The sequence below is a fragment of the Nocardia sp. NPDC049526 genome, from assembly GCF_044465765.1.
Lineage (GTDB): Bacteria > Actinomycetota > Actinomycetes > Mycobacteriales > Mycobacteriaceae > Nocardia.
The window spans coordinates 174,992-193,280 of record NZ_JBITMA010000013.1; the positions used below are offsets into that span (position 1 = coordinate 174,992).

The window sequence follows — 18,289 nt, forward strand, 5'->3', positions numbered from 1 at the left end:
GCAGTGGGGTGGAACGAATCGCGTCGGCCACGAACGGATGGTACGTCGGGGCGGGGGTGCGGCGTGGCAGGTTGGCGCAGATTGCTCCGCGCGCGTCGCGCTGTCGCCGGTCGGCGGTGTCGATTGCGTGCGCGGGCAAGGTAATCGAAAGCGGTTGCTAAGTTTCGGCCGGTAGCATCCCGAAAATGCGGGGAGATATCACGCGCGAACTCGTCGAAACCGACGTGTGGACCGACGAGATGATGGGCCGGGCGGACATTCCGGTGGTGGACGTTCCGTTCGTGACCATCGGCAGCGGGATCGGATCCTTCGTCACCTACGACACCCTGCGGATCTACGGCGTACCGGCGGCAGCGATGGCGGTGCTCGGGCCACAGGAGGTGCCGTGGTCGTCCTACGAGTATCTGACGCGGGTATCGCAGATCCCGCGCGGGGAGCGATTGCGCAGCGACTCGGCCTCGACGCCGGACAATATCTGGGGCTTTCCGTCCTATGCGGTGCGCGAGGCGCTGGCGGAGAGAACGATCCGACCGCTGTGGAATGTGTTCACCGAGCCGATCTTCAGCAATTACTACACGCCCAGGGCGGGGCAGGCGTTCGTCGCGATGGAACGGGAGTTCCATCGGATCGGATACGCGGGTTCGCTGCACAAAGGGCATGTGCGCATGGTGCGCAAACGCTATGACGGCGGGTATTTCAGCGTCCTCACCCCGCCCGCCGGTGCGGCCCCGACCAAGCGGATCGCGTTTCGCAGTACGTATGTCCATGTGGGCGTGGGTTATCCGGGGCTGAAGTTGTTGCCGGATCTGCAGGAATATCGGGAGAAGTACCGGGATCCGACGCGTGTGGTCAATGCGTATGAACCGCATGAGCACGTGTATCAGGCACTGCAGCGCAGGCCGGGGAAGGTGATGATCCGCGGCAGCGGGATCGTGGCCAGTCGGGTGTTGCAACGGCTCATCGATGACCGGGACGAACTGCGGCTGAATACCCAGATCCTGCATCTGTTCCGGCACTATGTGGCCGCCGCGCACGGACCGAATATTTTCAGTCGACGCAAGGGCGGCGACGGGTGGTCGTACCAGGGATTCAACTATCCGAAGTCGGTATGGGGCGGCCAGCTCAAAGCGAAAATGCGCACGCTGCAAGGGGAGCAGCGCGCGCAGGCCTACCAGGAGATGGGCGGGACCAACACCCCCGTGCGCTCGAATTGGCAGGAGCAGCTGCGGCGCGGGCGTAAGGAGGGGTGGTACCAGGTGATGGCGGGCAGTGCGCGCGATCTGCGGCCCGTGCGGGGGCAGGGCGGGGTGATCACCACGATCGTGCCGGATCCCACGGCGGCGCTGCCGTTTCCGCCGCCTTCCCAGCCCTTCGACATTTCGGCCGATTACATAATCGACTGCACCGGGTTGGAGGCCGACGTGCGCGAACATCGGTTGCTCGCGGATCTGCTGGACCATGCCGGTGCCGGTCGTAATCCGGTGGGGCGCATGGATGTGGCGACCACCTTCGAGTTGATCGGCACGCGAAGTGGCAGCGGACGCATCTATGCATCAGGTAGTGCGACGCTGGGTGGACCGTTTCCGGGAGTGGACACCTTCCTGGGGTTGCAGATCGCGGCGCGGGAGATCGCGGACGATCTTGCGGCGCTGGGTTTCTGCCAGCGGATGGGGCCGCTGCGGTCGACTCGGCAATGGTGGTTGTGGGCGACGAACAAGAAGATCTGATCGATGCTGCTTACCTTGAACGGGCGGATTCAGACCCGCATACTCGCGCTCGGCATTATCGGTTTGCTGGTGGCGGTGATCATTACGCCGGTCTTGCCGACCGGATCGCTGTCCCTCGGCAATGCCTATCGGCTCACGTTGTCGGTGCTGCTGGCGACCGTGCTCGTCGGCGTACTGTGGGAATTGCTCTACCATTTTCTGCAGCAATTCCGGTGGGAGAAGGACTGGCCCACGCTGTTCGGCTTCTGGACGGTGATCAACGAGGCGGCGCTGATGTGGGTCCTCGTAGACCATACGACCATCGTGCTGCCGCGCGCGTTGCATCCGTCGCTGATGGCATTTCTTGTCCAGTTCATCGTGACCTGGATCGTGTTCTGGCTCGTCGTGAACGGGCCGATGCGCGTGGTGTTCCATCGCTGGCGGTTCCAGGGTGGGCGATTCCTGTGAGTCGGCAGCTCGAGGTGCTGCCGGGCGGTACGCATCTGATCGCGAACAGTGGCGGCGTCGCGCTGGTCGTCGCGCACCGTTCGGATATTGCGGCTGATGCCGAATCGCCTGCGGCGCAGACGATGACGGCTTTGCTCGAGCTGGTGCGAGAAGCGGGCGCCTCGGAGATACCGCGCAGCGGACGCATGTTTGCACGACTTGCCACCACCTGGTTGATGAGCCTGGACGACGAGGACCAAGTGGAATTCGGGGTGATCACCCCTAGCGCGACGGGTGTGGCGTTATTTCTGCACGGCGGTGTGACGGCGGTGCTGGAGAGTTCCGATCGCACCGAAGTGTTGCGCGGCAAGGATGCCGGATTCACGGTCGATCGCGTGGTGGTCCCGGCACCCGAGATCGGGATCGGGCTGTTCGTGGACGAGGACGGGATGACCGAGTCGGCGCTACCGGGTCGCGGTATCGCGGGTCTCGGTGAGGGAACGGTGCCCGGTGCCGGGGCGGTGTTGTGGTTGGGGGTGCCTGTGTCGGCTCGTGCACCGGCGGTGCGGAGGTCTCCCGACGTCGAGTCAGTGCGAGATGGGGTGCTTCGGGCCGTGGTATCGGCCGAAGGTGTGAGAGCAGCGCCGGGGGTCGAGGATGTTGAACGGCGTGAGTTTCCGAAGCAGCCGGTCGAAGTCGTCGGCTCGGCGGCGATCAGGTCGGAAGGCGAGGTCGAGCCACAGCCGGAAGGCGGTGCGGTGCGGCCGCCGATCGGGGGCGGCTCGGCGGGGAAGGCGGCACCGTGGGAGCGCGCGTCCGCGATGGGCATGGGAAACCTGCCGCCGAGGAATGCGGTGTCGAGCGTCGGGGAGCGGCGGCGAGTGGGCCTGCAGAAGGGTGCGCGGTCTGAGAACGGCGTGGCGGGAGCGCCGCCGAAGCAATTGGAAAATGGGGTGGCCGACAGTGGTAGGGCTGTTGTCCGGGGGTTCATGTGTTCGCGGCAGCATTTGAACGATCCGCGAGTGTCGTTCTGCGCGGTGTGCGGGATTCGGATGGATCAGTTGACCTGCGTGTTGACCGAGGGGGTGCGGCCACCGCTGGGGTTGCTCATGCTCGATGACGGGACGTCGTTCGTACTCGACAACGACATCGTCCTCGGGCGGGAACCCGAACATGCCGAGGCGGTGCGGCACGGTGCGCGGCCGATCCGGTTGCCGGACAGCTCGGGGGCGATGTCGCGGGCGCATATGGAGGTGCGGCTGGTCGAATGGGATGTCGCCGTGGTCGACCAGGGCTCGGCCAACGGCACCTACATCCGGATGCCCGGCCACCAGGAATGGCTTCGCGCCATGCCGAACCAGCTGACCACCCTGGCCGCCGGTGCCCAGATCCTGCTCGGCGGTCGCATCCTCACTTTCGACTCCCAACACAGCCAGTTCTGACACCTAATCGCGCTCGAAGCGGACGATTCCGGACCAGGGGTTGCGGCCCGGTTTACGCGGGTCGGGCTGGGGGAGATAGGTGAACGGGCGCAGGTACCAGGGTGCGCGGTGGAGTTTGCGGGCGTGCACGAGGAGGTGTTCGACTTCGCGGGGGTGCCAGCCGAGATCTTCGAAGTAGGCGATGCCGTTGCCCGGTTCGAATTTGAGGGGTGCGTTCTCGAACATCGAACTCGAGCGCATGCGATTCATCGACACGGTGACGTCCATGACCCACCAGCGGATCTCCGGCCGGGACAGGGCGGCGGCGATGGTGCGGACCGTCTCCTGCTCCAGATACATCAGCAGACCCTCGGTGAGCACCAAAGCCTTTGTGGCGGGAGCATTTTCGAGACCTAGCGGGCCGAGTGCCGAGTCCAGGAACTTCGCCAGCGCGGCCGGATCGGCCAGGTCGACATCACGGCGGATCAGCGCACAGTGCGGCTTCTCACCCGCGAGAGCAGCCTCCTTCTCCGCGGTGAGCGCGGGTAGATCGGCCTCCACCCAGACGAAATCGGCCGGCAGGCCCAGGCGGTAGGGACGGGTGTCGAGTCCGGCGGCGAGATTGAGCACACGGTCGCAGCCCTCGGCGATGGCGGTCGCGATGAGGTCATCGATGATTCTGGTTCGGGTGACGACCGGCCAGCCGTTGCGCATGATTCGCGATGCGGCCGCCACCATGGCGTATCCGCGCTCTCCGGCGAGACGTTCGGCGAGCGGATCGTGGAACAGCGCATCTTCGCGCGCGGTCTCCATTGCACGGTAGGTGGCCACCCAGCGCGCGGTATCGGACACATTCGAAATCAATGCTTCCCCACTAGCCATGCGCGCCAGTTTGGCACAGCGTCGCCTCCTTGTCGGGGCAGGGTGCACCGCTGGCGTGGCGATGCCATCCGATAGAATTCGGGCGGGGAATCGGGCCGTGCGGAACACGATATTCACCGGCTCGTAACAGCGAAACGTGCTGCTGAGCTGGTATTCGGTCCACAATCATCCAGTGGCGAATTCATCGCCGATAACCTGCGCGATCATTTCGATCGCCAGTTGGGTGGAGTCCGGGTGTCGTGCCCCCGGACTCCACCGCCCGGGGGTTCTAGCCGGGTTGGAAGGCGTGGGCGCCCACTTCGGCTGGATCGAGGATGTGGGCGAGGAAGAGGCGGGTTGTGGGGGTGGGGGTGCGAGTGGTGACGGCGTGCCATGGACGGTCCATGGGGGTGCCGTCGACCGGAAGTATCTGCAGCAGACCGGATTCCAGGTCTTGGGACAGGGCGTCGGTGTGAATGAGGGTCACGCCCAAGCCTTCACGGGCGGCGGCCAGCACAGCACCGTGGCTGCCGAGAGTGAGGGTGGGCGGGGAGATTTCGAGGCGGTCGATGAGGCTGAGGGTGGCGTCGCGAGTTCCGGAGCCACGACCGCGTAGCAGCCAGGTGCTGCGCAGGGGATCGGGGCAGCCGGGCGCGCCGACGACCACGAGCTGACTGGGGCGACGGGCGCGGATGACCAGCCCGGTGTCGCGCGGTGGGCGGCCCGCGATGACCAGATCCGTTTCGTGGTGGTGCAATTCGAGGAACAGTACGTCGCGCGGATGCACCGACAAGCTCAGCTCGATATCCGGATAGCGATTCCGGAATGACGCGAGCGGCCCCAGCAGCACATACTCACCCGCCGTAGCGACCACACCGATCCGCAGCTTGCCGGTCTCGGCCCGGCGCACCGCGGCATTGGCCTCCTTCATCAGGCCGAGGATCGTGCGGCAGTATTCGGAGTAGATGCGCCCGGCCTCGGTGAGCGCGATACCGCGCCCGGCCTTCGCGATGAGCTTTGCCCCGAGCTGCTTTTCGATGTGCGCGACGGCCGCGGAGACGGCGGCCTCGGTGATGTGCAGCTGGGTGGCGGCGCGGCGAATGCTGCCCTGCCGAGCCACGGCCAGGAATGTTTCCATCCTCGCCGCACTCACCATGCCCACAATTCGACGGTATCAAACTCAATGAATCCGTTGAGTATTCCGAGGAACAATCAAATTGTTTGTCATCGACAACGCCGTCATCCTTGAACTCAGTAGGCGTTCACCCCACGTCTCAGGCGCAGCATCCCGCACAACACCCGAGCCGAGGTGTCCTGCTCGATATCCGGGCGCGGGTGCCTCGCGCAACAGTTCCCGAGCGCGGATCACCCGCAAAACCGAGCGGAGCAATGATGACCGACGAAACCGAACCCAATCGCTGGGATCCGGGTGTCCACTCCTACGCCTCGATGGGTTACTACGCCCCGGGCTATGTACCCAAAGATACCGATGTCCTCGCCGTCTTCCGGGTGACCCCGCAAAAAGGCGTGGATCCGATCGAAGCCGCGGCCGCCGTCGCGGGCGAATCATCCACTGCCACATGGACTGTCGTGTGGACCGACCGTCTCACCGCGCACGACCGCTACCAGGCCAAGTGCTACCGCATCGATGAGGTTCCCGGCCGCCCCGGCGAGTACTTCGCCTATATCGCCTACGATCTCGACCTCTTCGAAGAGGGTTCGATCACCAACCTCACCTCCTCGATCATCGGCAATGTCTTCGGCTTCAAGCCGCTGCTGGCGCTGCGGCTGGAGGATATGCGGATTCCGGTGGCCTATGTCAAAACCTTCCAGGGCCCGCCGCACGGCACCGTCATGGAGCGCGAGTACCTGAACAAATACGGCAGGCCGCTGCTCGGTGCGACGGTGAAGCCGAAACTCGGTCTGTCCGCACGGAATTACGGCCGGGTGATCTACGAGGCGTGCAAGGGCGGCCTGGATTTCACCAAGGACGACGAGAACATCAACTCCCAGCCGTTCATGCGTTGGCGCGACCGGTATCTGTTCGCCATGGAGGGCGTCAACCGTGCCACAGCCGAAACCGGTGAGATCAAAGGGCACTACCTCAATGTCACCGCGGCGACCATGGAGGATATGTACGAGCGCGCCGAGTTCGCCAAGCAGCTGGGCAGCGTCGTGATCATGATGGACCTGACGGTGGGATTCACCGCCATGCAGTCGATGTCGCACTGGGCGCGGCGTAACGGCGTGCTGCTGCATCTGCATCGGGCCGGGCACTCCACCTACACGCGGCAGAAGACGCACGGCGTGAGCTTCCGGGTACTGGCCAAATGGTGCCGGCTGATCGGCGTCGATCACCTGCACGCGGGCACCGTGGTCGGCAAGCTCGAGGGCGATCCGGCGACCACCAGGGGCTTCTACGACACATTGCGGGAGAACCACATTCCCACCAACCCGGGCAACGGCATCTTCTTCGACCAGTATTGGGCCGGCCTCGGCGGTGTCATGCCGGTCGCCTCCGGCGGTATCCACGCCGGTCAGATGCACCAGTTGCTAGACCTTTTCGGCGATGACGTGGTCCTGCAATTCGGCGGCGGCACCATCGGACATCCGCTCGGTATAGCGGCAGGGGCGGAGGCAAATCGGGTAGCGCTTGAGGCAGTCGTGAAGGCCCGCAACGAAGGCCGCGATTTGCTGAAGGAAGGTCCGGATGTGCTGCGCAAGGCCGCCGAGATCTGCCGCCCGCTCGATGTCGCGCTCTCGACCTGGGGCGATGTCACCTTCGACTACACCTCCACCGACGCGCCGGATGCCGTGCCGACGGCCAGCCACTGAACGACAGGACTCCGCACATGTATCTGCGCCACGGAACCTTCTCGTATCTGCCCGAACTCTCCGACGCCGAAATCGCGGCCCAGGTGCGTTACGCCCTGCTCAACAACTGGCCGGTGTCCATCGAATACACCGATGATCCGCATCCTCGCAACGCCTATTGGGAGATGTGGGGGCTGCCGCTGTTCGATCTCGACGAACCGGACGGTGTGCTCGCCGAGATCGACGCATGTCGCAATACCTTCCCGCGACACTACATCCGGGTTCTCGCCTACGACGCCCGCTACGGCAGGCAGACCACTGCACTGAGTTTCCTGGTGCAGCGTCCCGTCGACGAGCCCGGATTCCTGTTGACCCGTACCGAGGGACCGGACCGGCGCCAGACCTACGGTCTGCACTCGTATGCCACCGACGAAAGGCCGGGTACCCGGTATGGCGGCTGAAAGGTCGAGCGCGGCAAGCGGTTTCCGATTGCACCGGCCCGGCGCGGACGACGGCAGGCCGGTGCGGGCGGTGCCGGCGGACGCACCGCCGGAGGAGCTGCTGGCCGAGGATGCGGTGCTGGATCTGTCCACCGATATCGCGGGCAACGACGTCGCGGACGTATTGACCAGGCTTGATGCCGAGCTTGTCGGTCTGGCGAATGTGAAGCGGCGGGTGCGCGAGATCGCCGCGCTGCTGCTGATCGATCGAGCCAGGCAGCGCTTCGGCCTGCAGGCCTCTCGGCCGACCATGCATATGAGTTTCACCGGCGGCCCCGGCACCGGCAAGACCACCGTCGCCTTGCGGATGGCCGAGATGCTGCACGCGCTCGGCTATATCCGTAAGCCCAAGGTGCACACGGTAACTCGCGACGATCTGGTCGGCCAGTTCATCGGGCACACCGCACCCAAAACCAAGGAGGCCCTGGCCAAGGCAGCCGGGGGAGTGTTGTTCATCGACGAGGCCTACTACCTGTTCCGCCCGGAGAACGAACGCGATTACGGACAGGAAGTCATCGAAATCTTGCTGCAGGAGATGGAGAGCGAGCGCACCAGCCTGGTGGTGATCTTCGCGGGCTATCCGGATCGGATGGACAAGTTCTTCTCGGCGAATCCGGGATTGTCCTCGCGGGTGGCCCATCATCTGGAATTCAGCGACTACACCCACGACGAGCTGGTGCGCATCGCCGGACTCATGGTGGCGCGGGACAATTTCCGGTTCGACGACACCGGATACGCCGCCTTCGGTGAATATCTCACGCTGCGAATGAGCCGCCCCCGATTCTCCAATGCGCGCAGCGTGCGCAATGCCCTGGACCGCTGCCGGTTACGGCAGGCCAAACGGCTGGTCGAGCTGCGGCGACCGCTCGCCAAGACCGACCTGATCACGCTGACCGACCGAGATGTCTACGGCAGCAGTGTATTCCGCGGCGTGAGCGACGGTCCGGGTGGCGGTAGCTTGCTTGACCACGCAGAGCCCCGGGAGCGCCGCCAATCGGACACAGCAGGACAGCAGCCGGAAGGGCCGACCGCAAGGGCCCCCGCGTGACGAGATCGAGAACTCATGCCAGAAGGACTGAAGACCCTCACCCGATACACGATCGAGGAGGAGCATCGGCATCCCGGATCGTCCGGTGAATTCTCCGCTCTGGTGAATGTCGTCGCGACCGCGACGAAAATCATCGCCAACCAGGTGACCAGGGGTGCCATCGTCGGCTCACTGGGCGCCTCCGAACCCGATAACCTGCCGCCGACGGTGCACCGCAAACTCGACGCCATCGCCAACGACATCATGGTCGCCGAGACCCAATGGACGGGGCATCTGTCGGCGCTGTTATCGGAGCAGATGACCGATATCCATCCGGTGCCCGACGTGCACCGGCGCGGCAAATATCTCCTGGCCTTCGATCCGTTGGACGGATCCTCGAATATCGATGTAAATCTGCCTGTCGGAACGATTTTCAGTGTGCTGCGGGCACCGGATAATGCTCCGCCGAGTACCGCGGACTTCTTGCAGCCGGGGGTGCGGCAGGTCTGCGCGGGATTCACGCTGTACGGACCGGCGACCATGCTGGTGCTCACCACCGGCAGTGGCGTCGACGGATTCACCCTGGATCGGGAGATCGGTGCTTTCGTATTGACCCACCCGCGGATGCGAATCCCGGAGGATACTTCGGGTTTCGCGATCAATGCGGCTAATGAGCGGTTCTGGGAACGACCGGTGCGGCGGTATGTCCACGAATGTCTCGACGGTGTGGACGGGCCACGGGGGCGGGATTTCAATATGCGCTGGGTCGCGTCATTGGTCGCAGATACCTTCCACATCCTCACCCGCGGCGGGGTCTACCTCTATCCACACGACACTCGGCGGCCGGGGCGGGTGTCGTTGCTGTACGGCGCGAATCCGATCGCCTACATCGTCGAACAGGCCGGGGGCTGGGCGACCACCGGCGGTGATCGAGTGCTCGAGGCTGTGCCGGAGCAGGTGCATCAGCAGGTGCCGCTGATCTTCGGCTCGCGCAACGAGGTCGCGCGGATCGAGCGCTATCACAGCGAGCCCGAGGAAGGGCCCAGTTTCGACAGTTCACTGTTCGGGTCGCGGTCGTTGTTCCGTCCGGCCGGGCGCTGAAATCGCCCGCGGTGCGAGCGAAGGGCCGGGAGGCGCAGCGTGACCACGGAGGGCAGCGGGAGCACGCAAGTTCAACACAGTCCGGCAATCGAGGAGGTGTCATGTCGGTCAAACATCCCGTCGTCGCCATTACCGGCTCATCCGGTGCGGGCACGACCAGTGTCACGCGGACCTTTCAGGAGATATTCCGCCGCGAAGGCATCAATGCTGCGATCGTGGAGGGGGATTCGTTCCATCGCTACGACCGCAACGAGATGAAGCTCGCGATGGCCGAGGCGGAGCAGAGCCACAATCGCACCTTCTCGCATTTCGGTGAGGAGGCGAATCTGCTGAAAGAGCTGGAGACGCTGTTCCGCGATTACGGTGAGACCGGCGTCGGTTCGGTGCGCAAATACCTGCACGACGAGTTGGAAGCCAAACCATACGGGCAACCCGCAGGCACCTTCACGCCGTGGGAGGATCTGACGCCGGGCAGCGATCTGCTGTTCTACGAAGGCCTGCATGGCGCCGCCGTCACCGATTCGGTCAATGTCGCGCAATACGCGGATCTGCTCGTCGGTGTGGTGCCGATCGTCAACCTCGAATGGATCCAGAAGGTGATTCGGGACAAGACCGAACGCGGCTATTCCAGTGAGGCCGTAATCGATACGATCCTGCGCCGCATGCCCGATTACGTGAAATACATCTGCCCCCAGTTCTCCCACACCTACGTCAACTTCCAGCGCGTCCCCACCGTGGACACCTCGAACCCCTTCATCGCCCGCACCATCCCCACCGCGGACGAAAGTTTCGTCGTCATCCGCTTCGCCGACCCCAAGGTCATCGACTTCCCCTACCTGCTGTCCATGCTGCACGACTCCTTCATGTCCCGCCCCAACTGCATCGTCGTCCCCGGCGGGAAAATGGATCTGGCCATGCAACTCATCTTCACCCCGCTGATCCTGCGGTTGATGGATAAGCGGCCCAAGCGTTCTCGCTGATCGGTGCAGCAGTATGCGGGTGCACGCCCACCGGGAGTCGCGGGGGAGACGCGGGGCGGCGTACAGTGTCATAAGTTAATCGTCGTTCGCATGACGACCACAGACACAGTAGGGAGCCGTCATGACATCCGCGGTCATCGTCGACGTTGTTCGCACACCCTCCGGGAAGGGGAAACCCGGTGGTGGACTATCGGATGTGCATCCGGCGACACTGCTGGCCGATGTGCTGCGCACCCTGATCGAGCGCACTGACCTGGATCCGGCACTGGTCGATGATGTGATCGGCGGTTGCGTCACCCAGAGTGGTGAGCAGGCGCTCAATATCTCGCGCACCGCCGTGCTGGCCGCCGGATTCCCGGAGTCCGTGCCCGCAACGACCGTCGATCGGCAATGTGGGTCCAGCCAGCAGGCCGCGCATTTCGCGGCACAGGGTGTGATCGCCGGGGCCTACGACATCGCGATCGCCTGCGGTGTGGAGTCGATGAGCCGGGTTCCGATGTTCTCCAATGCCCAGGGAAAGGACGCCAACCGCGGTCCGCTGGCCCACCGGTTCCCGGAAGGTCTTATCGGACAGGGCATTTCGGCCGAAATCATCACCCAGCGCTGGAAGCTGGACCGCGAGACCCTCGACGCCTTCGCCGCTCGCTCGCACCGGTTGGCCGCCGAAACCGCCGCGGCTGGAGGGTTCGACAAGGAACTTGTCCCCGCGGGCACGCTCACCGCCGATGAGACCATCCGCCCGAGCACCACCGCCGAAGCTCTGGCCGGACTTCGCCCCGCCTTCACCGACGACGAGTTCAAGGCGCGCTTCCCGGAAATCGAATGGTCCATTACCCCGGGCAATTCATCCCCGCTCACCGATGGCGCATCGGCCGCCCTGATCATGAGCGAGGAAAAGGCGAATGCTCTAGGTCTGCGTCCGCGTGCCCGCTTCCACTCCTTCGCGGTCACCGGCGACGACCCGCTGCTCATGCTCACCGCCGTCATCCCCGCGACCCGCAAGGTCCTCGCACGCGTCGGGCTCACCATCGATGACATCGATGCCTACGAAGTGAACGAAGCTTTCGCCCCCGTACCACTGGTCTGGCAGCACGACCTCGACGCCGACCCCGCCAAACTGAACCCCCGGGGCGGCGCCATCGCCCTCGGTCACCCCCTTGGCGCCTCCGGCACCCGCATCCTCGCCACCCTGGTCAACCACCTCGAGCAGTCCGAAGGCCGTTACGGCCTGATGACCATGTGCGAAGCAGGCGGACTCGCCAACGCCACCATCATCGAACGCCTCTGACGCCTACAACTCGCCCTGTTCGCGGCGGTGTTCCAGGTCGCGCTGGCGCGCTTCCTCTTGGCGGCGGGCCTCGCGGCGCTGGGATTCGGCACGTTCACGCAGGCCGCGCAGGAAAGCTTCGTCATCGTCCGGATTCTGCGGGACGTAGCGGCCGGGCCGGTCGTATTCGGCGTAGCCGGTGGTCGAACGCGAGCCACTTTCGCGCAGTGGGCGGCCCGCGAACAGCCACAACAGTGCGCCCACGGTCGGCACCAGGATGACAACGATGAGCCACGCCGGCTTCGGCAGATTTCGGATGCCCGCATCGGGACAGGTGACGATGTCGACCAGGCAGTAGACCCACAGGGCCAATGTGATCAGGCCGAGTACTGCGTATGGCATCGAAATCTCCTCGGGCGCACGGCAACAGCTATGGCCTGCTCATCCGTGGTTTCCGAACGTTCGATGGTCACCCCCCGCCGAACCGGCCTGCATGGAGGGTACACGGCGCGTTCGAGCGCATCAGTCCGGCAGCAGCGGAACCGAGAGGCCTTCGCCGCGACCGATGAGGGCGGCGCGGGTAACGGCGGCCGAGCCGAAGCGGCGGCGCAGGTCGTCGAGGGTGGCATCGAGGGTGTTGGTGGCGCGGGGTTCCAACGGCAGGGTGAGTTGGACGGCGTCCGCGTTGTCGAGGTTGGTCAATGCCAGGCCGATGAGGGTGAGGCCGCGCTCCTGGATCATGGGCATCGCGGTGCTGAGCAAGGTGCGCGCGGCGTACAGGATGGTTTCGGTGTGATCGGTGGCCTCGGGCAGAGTGTGCGAGCGGGTGGCGCGGGTGAAATCGTCGAAACGCATGCGCAGCACCACGGTTCGGGTCACTCGGCCGGCTGCGCGCAATCGGCGGCCGAGGCGGTCGGTGAGGCCGTGCAGGTAGGCCTCGATCTCGTCGGGCGGTCGGTGCCGCCGACCGAGTGCGCGTTGCGCGCCGATGGAGCGGCGGCGGACGCCGGTTTCGACGCGACGCGGGTCGCGCGCCCAGGACAGTGCGTACAGGTGCCGGGCCGCGGCGGGTCCGAGGATGGCGCGCAACGGTGATTCACCGAGTTCGGCGAGTTGACCGATGCGGGTGATGCCGTGTTCGTGCAGGGTGCGGGAGGTGACCTCGCCGACGCCCCACAGTCGTTCGACCGATAGTGGGTGTAGGAAATCGAGTTCGAGTTCCGGCGGCACCAAGCGCAACCCGTCGGGTTTGGCGACCGCACTGGCCACCTTGGCCAGGAATTTCGTCCGCGCGATACCGACCGAAATCGGCAGCCCGACCTGCTCGCGCACCGCATCCCGCAACCGCCGCCCGATTTCGACGGGTTCGCCCGCGATCCGCCGCAGCCCACCCACATCGAGGAACGCCTCATCGATCGAAATGCCCTCGACCACCGGCGTCGTGTTGTGGAAGACCTCGAAGACGGCCTTGCTCGCCTCGGCATAGGCCGACATGCGCGGCGGCACCACGATCGCATGCGGGCAAAGCCGCAGCGCCGCACCACCATTCATCGGCGTACGCACCCCGAACGCCTTCGCCTCATAGCTGGCCGCCAGCACGACCCCGCCACCGACGATCACCGGCCGCCCCCGCAGCCGCGGATTATCGCGCTGTTCCACCGAGGCATAGAACGAGTCGAGATCCGCGTGCAGGATCGACGCCTCGGCCCGCGCCTCGATCCGCGGCCGTCGGGAACGCGGCGCAATCGTTGGGCGGGCAGACTCGGACACGAACATATGTTCGCATAGATCACCGTCTAGCGCGTCAAACTTCTTGGCAGGGTTGGTCGGTTTACGCTCCGAGCACATCGAGCCAGGAAGGAGCCGGTCTGTGGCCAGGTCACGGCGGTTGAAGGTCTCGGTCGAGGACAACGTGCGGGTGGTGTTGTCGGTGCTGGCCGGGGAAATGAGCGCCGCGGGGGCGGCGCGGGGTGAGTACGGCGTCGGTAGGCAAGTGGAAGCAAGCCTTCCTCGGGGCAGGGACTAAACCTCTACAACACGATCAGGCCGCACCAGGCGCTCGGCGATCGAACACCGAGCGCGGCCTACATCAGCGTTGACCAGCGAAAAACCGCTCGATAGCGGCATGCCAGTGCATGGTGAGATCTCATGCCACGAGGCCCTTTAATGGGCAAATCCCAGTGATGGGAAGTTGGTCGAGGATTGCGTGCCTAGCGTCGTGCCGAGACCGCGCCGGTCCCACCGTCATAGAAATCGACATCTCCGCATTCCTCCAGAGGTTGTTGTATGGCTCGCACTACCCCGCCACGTCCGGTCGATCCAGTGGCCGTTTTTCCCGAGCTGGCGGCGCTGGCCCGCACCGCGACCCGCTTGCATCCGCGTCCGGGAACACCATCAGCGCAAGACAGTTCGATCGGCGGGCCACTGCTGTGGCCGGCAAGTGAGCCCTGGCCGCACTGCCACGCTGAGGACCACCGCTTCGAACGGCTCCCGACGATCTCTTTGGCGAACACCAGGCTGGAGCGGCGGATGCGCGCGGCCAGAAACAGTGAGGGCAGAAATTACACACGAGAGGAGAAGGAAATCCTCGACCGGATGCAGGAGCGCCCCGCGACCGACGGTCCGATCGCGATGCTACCGGTCGCGCAGTTGTACGTCCGTGACGTGCCCGGTCTGCGTCCGCCCGAGGGAACGGATCTGTTGCAAGTGCTGTGGTGCCCCTACGAGCACGACGTCGATGGCCTGCCTCAGACCGCACTGTTCTGGCGGTCCGCAGTGGCGGTCACCGACGTCCTGGTCGATCCGCCGGAACCGGCGGAGTACGAGGAGGACCTGGTGCCCGAACCGTGCACGATCGATCCGGAACAGGTAATCGAATACCCACACTCGGGGGAACTCGAGCAACGAGTGGATCAGTGGACCTGGGCCCAGATTCCCGGTGTCGACTTCGACGATCTCGAAGAATGGGACAGTCCGTACAGTGCGTTCTGTATCGCGCCCGGAACGAAGATCGGCGGCTTTATCAAGTGGGGTATGCAAGACCCTTACCCGGACCCCTGCCCCGCCTGCGGCACCGCAACCGAGCCACTGCTGACGATCGCCAGCCGCGAGTGGGAGTACAACGAGCGCCACTGGATACCGTACGAGGACCAGGCCGCCGGCAACTCGCGGGAACCGGCCCAGATCTGTATCTCCGATGTCAACGACCTGATCATCCGAGTCTGCCCGACATCACATGAGCACACGCACATCCAGATGATGCAATAACCAATTGTGCCCCGAGCGTTTGGTTCCACGGTCACCGCGAAACCTGGCATCGGCTTACTGCCCGAACCGGTAGATGAAACGTGGGGCCGGTTGCGGCATCTCGGTGCGCGACCTGAGCAGTTGTCGGTGGAGATGGTCAGCCGAATCCAGCAGCTGCGCGCATTACTGGAAATGCGTGTGGCCCGCCGCGCTGGACAGCGCGCGCCAACCGTTCCGATCTCGCACCTGGGTCGCGACGTCGAGCGTGATCTGCGATCGCGACGGCGGCGATCTGTCCCGCACCCGCCGCCTCGGCATGACCCGCCTCGAGCAGGCCGTCCGCCGCGAGATCACACGCCGGGCAGGTCAGAAACCCTCGCTGCGGATCGCGCGCAACGTGTTCATCGCGCTCGACGACCCGGCCGGGGTGGTCGCGCACCGGCGCGGCGCGCTGGAACGAGTGCAGCTGTTGCTGGGCGACTGGATCGAAAACCAACGCCGCCTCACCGACACCGAGGACCGAATGACAGCCGTGCTCAACGATCTTCGACTCACCGACCTGGTCACCTCCATCACCGGACTGTCCGCGGTCGGTGCTGCCGCGATTCTGGCCGAGACTGGTGACCCCACCCGGTTTGCCACTGCCCGCTCTCTGGTCGAACACGCTGGACTGGTACCCCGGGAGAAAGCTGTCGGGCACGTTCACCGGATGCACCAGACTCACCGGCCAAGGCCGGCCCAGCCTGCGCCTAGCCGCCTGGCGCGCGGTCTGGGGTGCCCAACGCGCCAACCCTGTCTATGCCGCCGGCTACCGGCACCTGACCAGCCGCGACGACAACAAACTCAGCCCCACTCGAGCCCAAGCCGCCATCGCCGCCGCCATCCTGCGACCCCTGCATGCCGTCATCACCACCGGCCGACGCTGGGATCCACACACCGCCACCCACGGCACACGACCAACCGACACCCCAATCCCGGTGGCCGCCTGACCAATTGAGCGGCCATCGAGCGGCCGGTCGGGGCGAGCCCTACGCGGCATCGAGACACTTCGTGATCTCGCTGGAAATCATGGGCAGCCCCGCCCGTCGTCACCTCAACCCGGCTACACGCTGCCGGGACCAACCCCCTCACCGCTATGCCGGGACCACGGCGGATGAGGGCACCGACCGAACCGCTTGACACAAAACGACTTACGCTGATTTGCGGATGTTGTCGGCTAGAGGCGTATCGCCGTACGGACGAGGTCGGCGACGGCTTTGGATCTGCTGTGTGGTGGCCAGGCGATGACGGTCGTGACGGTTGGTGCGTCCGGCACGGGCACGATGGCGTGATCGTCGCGTAGCTGGGCTCGCAGCGATTCGGGCATGAGCGCGCATGCCCGGCCGAGCGTGATCAGCTGGGTCAATTGGGTATGGTCGCGAACCTGCGGGCCGGGGCCGTCGGGATAACTTCCATCCCGTCGAGGCCAGCGTGGCAGGGGCAGGTCGGTCAGGGCGTTGACCTCGGCCATCGACATGTGGGGTCGGTTGGCGAGGGGGTGCCCTGCGGGCAGGACCACGACCTGCTGTTCGGTGTGCAGGTCTTCGGTGTCGAATCCGGCCGTCGTGTCGTAGGGCCGGTGGAGCAGAGCGACGTCGGCATGCCCGTTGCGTAGCAGGCTTTCCGGTTCGCCGGGGCCGCAGAGCATCACCTCGACTGCGACAGCGGAGGGTTCGGCGGCGTAGGCGTCCAGCAGCTTCGACAACAGTTCTCTGGACGCTCCTGCCTTGGTGGCCAGCACCACCCCGGGCCGGTCGGCAGCGGCGCGGCGGGTGCGGCGCTCGGCGGCTTCGACCGCTTCGAGGGCGAGCCGGGCCTCCCGCAGCAGCACCGACCCGGCCTTGGTCAACATGATTGCGCGGGAATTGCGGTGCAGCAGAACGACTCCGAGCCGCCGTTCGAGCTGCTGGATCGCTCGCGACAGCGGTGGTTGCGCCATCGATAGCCGTTGCGCCGCCCGCCCGAAGTGCAACTCCTCGGCGACGGCGACGAAATATCGCAACTCCCGCGTCTCCACCAGGTCATGGTAACCGGCGCTTACCACGATCAATACCCGTGCGGTATCGCCGCCCACTCGATCGGTCTTGGACGCTACATCCGGAATCGCAGCAGGATCGGCGGTGTGAGTGAACAGACTATCGCGCTGGTGACCGGCGCGAACAAAGGAATCGGATACGAGATCGCCGCTGGCCTGGGCGCCCTCGGCTGGCGAATCGGTGTGGGCGCGCGTGATCGGCAACGCCGCGACACCGCGGTGGAGAAGCTGCGCGCGGCCGGGACCGATGCGTTCGGTGTGCCGCTCGACGTGACCGACGACGCAAGTGTGGCCGCGGCGGCCGAGCTGATCTCCGACCATGCCGGAGGCCTCGATGTTCTGGTCAACAATGCCGCGATCACCGGCGGTAGCCCACAGACACCGACCACGCTCGATCCCGCGACCGTGCGAGCTGTCGTGGAAACCAACGTGATCGGGGTCATCCGGGTCACCAACGCGATGCTGCCGATGCTGCGCGCCTCGGCCTCACCGCGAATCGTCAACATGTCCAGCAGCGTCGGCTCGCTCGCCCTGCAAACCACACCCGGCATCGACATGGGCCCGGTTCCCGCCGCCTACTTGGCCTCGAAGACCTTCCTCAACGCCCTCACTATCCAGTACGTCAAGGAACTGGGTGATACCGACATCTTGATCAACTCCGGCTGTCCCGGTTTCACCGCCACCGACCTCAACGGTTTTCGCGGCGTCCGTACACCGCAACAGGGTGCGGCGATCGCGATTCGCCTCGCGACCCTGCCCGACGACGGCCCGACCGGCGGATTCTTCGACGACGCCGGAACGGTGCCCTGGTGACGGGCGCGCCGGTGGCCACCATTCCCGTTCTC

General features: G+C 65.2%; 19 protein-coding genes. 13 read left to right on the forward strand and 6 right to left on the reverse strand.

Features of this window, described 5'->3' with window-relative positions:
• The first annotated feature begins 185 nt into the window (after positions 1–185).
• The 3 genes from ACIBW7_RS33870 to ACIBW7_RS33880 are packed head-to-tail and all read left to right on the forward strand — an operon-like array spanning position 186 to position 3,595.
• Complete coding sequence (locus tag ACIBW7_RS33870; RefSeq protein ID WP_397053526.1) at positions 186–1,727, forward strand: hypothetical protein; 1,542 nt, start codon at positions 186–188, stop codon at positions 1,725–1,727.
• A 3-nt stretch (positions 1,728–1,730) separates the two neighbouring features.
• Entirely contained in the window at positions 1,731–2,174 is a 444-nt protein-coding gene (locus ACIBW7_RS33875; protein WP_397053528.1) for a hypothetical protein, read from the forward strand.
• Entirely contained in the window at positions 2,171–3,595 is a 1,425-nt protein-coding gene (locus ACIBW7_RS33880; RefSeq protein ID WP_397053530.1) for a hypothetical protein, read from the forward strand. The genes ACIBW7_RS33875 and ACIBW7_RS33880 overlap by 4 nt, the downstream gene beginning before the upstream one ends.
• Before the next feature lie 3 nt (positions 3,596–3,598).
• Here ACIBW7_RS33880 and ACIBW7_RS33885 read toward each other — a convergent pair whose 3' ends face one another.
• Positions 3,599–4,456 carry a class I SAM-dependent methyltransferase gene (locus ACIBW7_RS33885; RefSeq protein WP_397053532.1) on the reverse strand — a complete coding sequence of 286 codons (858 nt, stop codon included), beginning with the start codon at positions 4,454–4,456 and terminating at the stop codon, positions 3,599–3,601.
• Between the two features lie 268 nt (positions 4,457–4,724).
• Positions 4,725–5,591, reverse strand: coding sequence for a LysR family transcriptional regulator (locus ACIBW7_RS33890; RefSeq protein WP_397053590.1), 867 nt, complete (start codon positions 5,589–5,591; stop codon positions 4,725–4,727).
• A 236-nt stretch (positions 5,592–5,827) separates the two neighbouring features.
• On the opposite strand from ACIBW7_RS33890, the gene ACIBW7_RS33895 reads away from it, so the two are divergent.
• The 6 genes from ACIBW7_RS33895 to ACIBW7_RS33920 all read left to right on the forward strand — a co-directional run bounded on the left by ACIBW7_RS33895 (position 5,828) and on the right by ACIBW7_RS33920 (position 12,145).
• Entirely contained in the window at positions 5,828–7,270 is a 1,443-nt protein-coding gene (locus ACIBW7_RS33895; RefSeq protein ID WP_397053534.1) for a form I ribulose bisphosphate carboxylase large subunit, read from the forward strand.
• A gap of 17 nt (positions 7,271–7,287) precedes the next feature.
• Entirely contained in the window at positions 7,288–7,710 is a 423-nt protein-coding gene (locus ACIBW7_RS33900) for a ribulose bisphosphate carboxylase small subunit (RefSeq protein WP_397053536.1), read from the forward strand.
• Positions 7,700–8,797, forward strand: a complete 1,098-nt coding sequence (locus tag ACIBW7_RS33905) for an AAA family ATPase (RefSeq protein ID WP_397053538.1) — start codon at positions 7,700–7,702, stop codon at positions 8,795–8,797. Before ACIBW7_RS33900 ends, ACIBW7_RS33905 begins: the two co-directional genes overlap by 11 nt.
• A 15-nt stretch (positions 8,798–8,812) precedes the next feature.
• A complete protein-coding gene (locus ACIBW7_RS33910) occupies positions 8,813–9,877 on the forward strand; it encodes a class 1 fructose-bisphosphatase (protein WP_397053540.1) in 1,065 nt (354 codons plus the stop codon).
• 101 nt (positions 9,878–9,978) lie between these two features.
• Entirely contained in the window at positions 9,979–10,857 is an 879-nt protein-coding gene (locus tag ACIBW7_RS33915) for a phosphoribulokinase (protein WP_397053542.1), read from the forward strand.
• A 121-nt stretch (positions 10,858–10,978) separates the two neighbouring features.
• Positions 10,979–12,145 carry a thiolase family protein gene (locus tag ACIBW7_RS33920; RefSeq protein ID WP_397053544.1) on the forward strand — a complete coding sequence of 389 codons (1,167 nt, stop codon included), beginning with the start codon at positions 10,979–10,981 and terminating at the stop codon, positions 12,143–12,145.
• 3 nt (positions 12,146–12,148) lie between these two features.
• Here the strand turns inward: ACIBW7_RS33920 and ACIBW7_RS33925 are convergent, their stop codons facing one another.
• Positions 12,149–12,526, reverse strand: coding sequence for a PLD nuclease N-terminal domain-containing protein (locus ACIBW7_RS33925; RefSeq protein WP_397053546.1), 378 nt, complete (start codon positions 12,524–12,526; stop codon positions 12,149–12,151).
• Between the two features lie 120 nt (positions 12,527–12,646).
• Positions 12,647–13,900, reverse strand: a complete 1,254-nt coding sequence (gene dinB / locus ACIBW7_RS33930; protein ID WP_397053548.1) for a DNA polymerase IV — start codon at positions 13,898–13,900, stop codon at positions 12,647–12,649.
• A 94-nt stretch (positions 13,901–13,994) separates the two neighbouring features.
• Here dinB and ACIBW7_RS33935 point away from each other — a divergent pair, with 94 nt between their 5' ends.
• Together ACIBW7_RS33935 and ACIBW7_RS33940 are read left to right on the forward strand one after the other, a co-directional pair.
• A complete protein-coding gene (locus tag ACIBW7_RS33935) occupies positions 13,995–14,150 on the forward strand; it encodes a hypothetical protein (protein WP_397053550.1) in 156 nt (51 codons plus the stop codon).
• Between the two features lie 260 nt (positions 14,151–14,410).
• A complete protein-coding gene (locus tag ACIBW7_RS33940; RefSeq protein WP_397053552.1) occupies positions 14,411–15,391 on the forward strand; it encodes a hypothetical protein in 981 nt (326 codons plus the stop codon).
• Positions 15,392–15,527: 136 nt separating this feature from the next.
• Here ACIBW7_RS33940 and ACIBW7_RS33945 read toward each other — a convergent pair whose 3' ends face one another.
• On the reverse strand, positions 15,528–16,034 hold the full coding sequence (locus ACIBW7_RS33945) for a hypothetical protein (RefSeq protein WP_397053596.1): 507 nt from the start codon (positions 16,032–16,034) through the stop codon (positions 15,528–15,530).
• On the opposite strand from ACIBW7_RS33945, the gene ACIBW7_RS33950 reads away from it, so the two are divergent.
• On the forward strand, positions 15,978–16,367 hold the full coding sequence (locus ACIBW7_RS33950) for a transposase (RefSeq protein ID WP_397053592.1): 390 nt from the start codon (positions 15,978–15,980) through the stop codon (positions 16,365–16,367). The two genes, ACIBW7_RS33945 and ACIBW7_RS33950, sit on opposite strands and share 57 nt — an antisense overlap.
• A gap of 219 nt (positions 16,368–16,586) precedes the next feature.
• Here ACIBW7_RS33950 and ACIBW7_RS33955 read toward each other — a convergent pair whose 3' ends face one another.
• Positions 16,587–17,426 (reverse strand): LysR family transcriptional regulator, encoded by an 840-nt coding sequence (locus tag ACIBW7_RS33955; protein WP_397053554.1) that lies wholly within the window; start codon positions 17,424–17,426, stop codon positions 16,587–16,589.
• Positions 17,427–17,531: 105 nt separating this feature from the next.
• On the opposite strand from ACIBW7_RS33955, the gene ACIBW7_RS33960 reads away from it, so the two are divergent.
• Positions 17,532–18,257, forward strand: a complete 726-nt coding sequence (locus tag ACIBW7_RS33960; RefSeq protein WP_397053556.1) for an SDR family oxidoreductase — start codon at positions 17,532–17,534, stop codon at positions 18,255–18,257.
• The last annotated feature ends 32 nt before the right edge of the window (positions 18,258–18,289 follow it).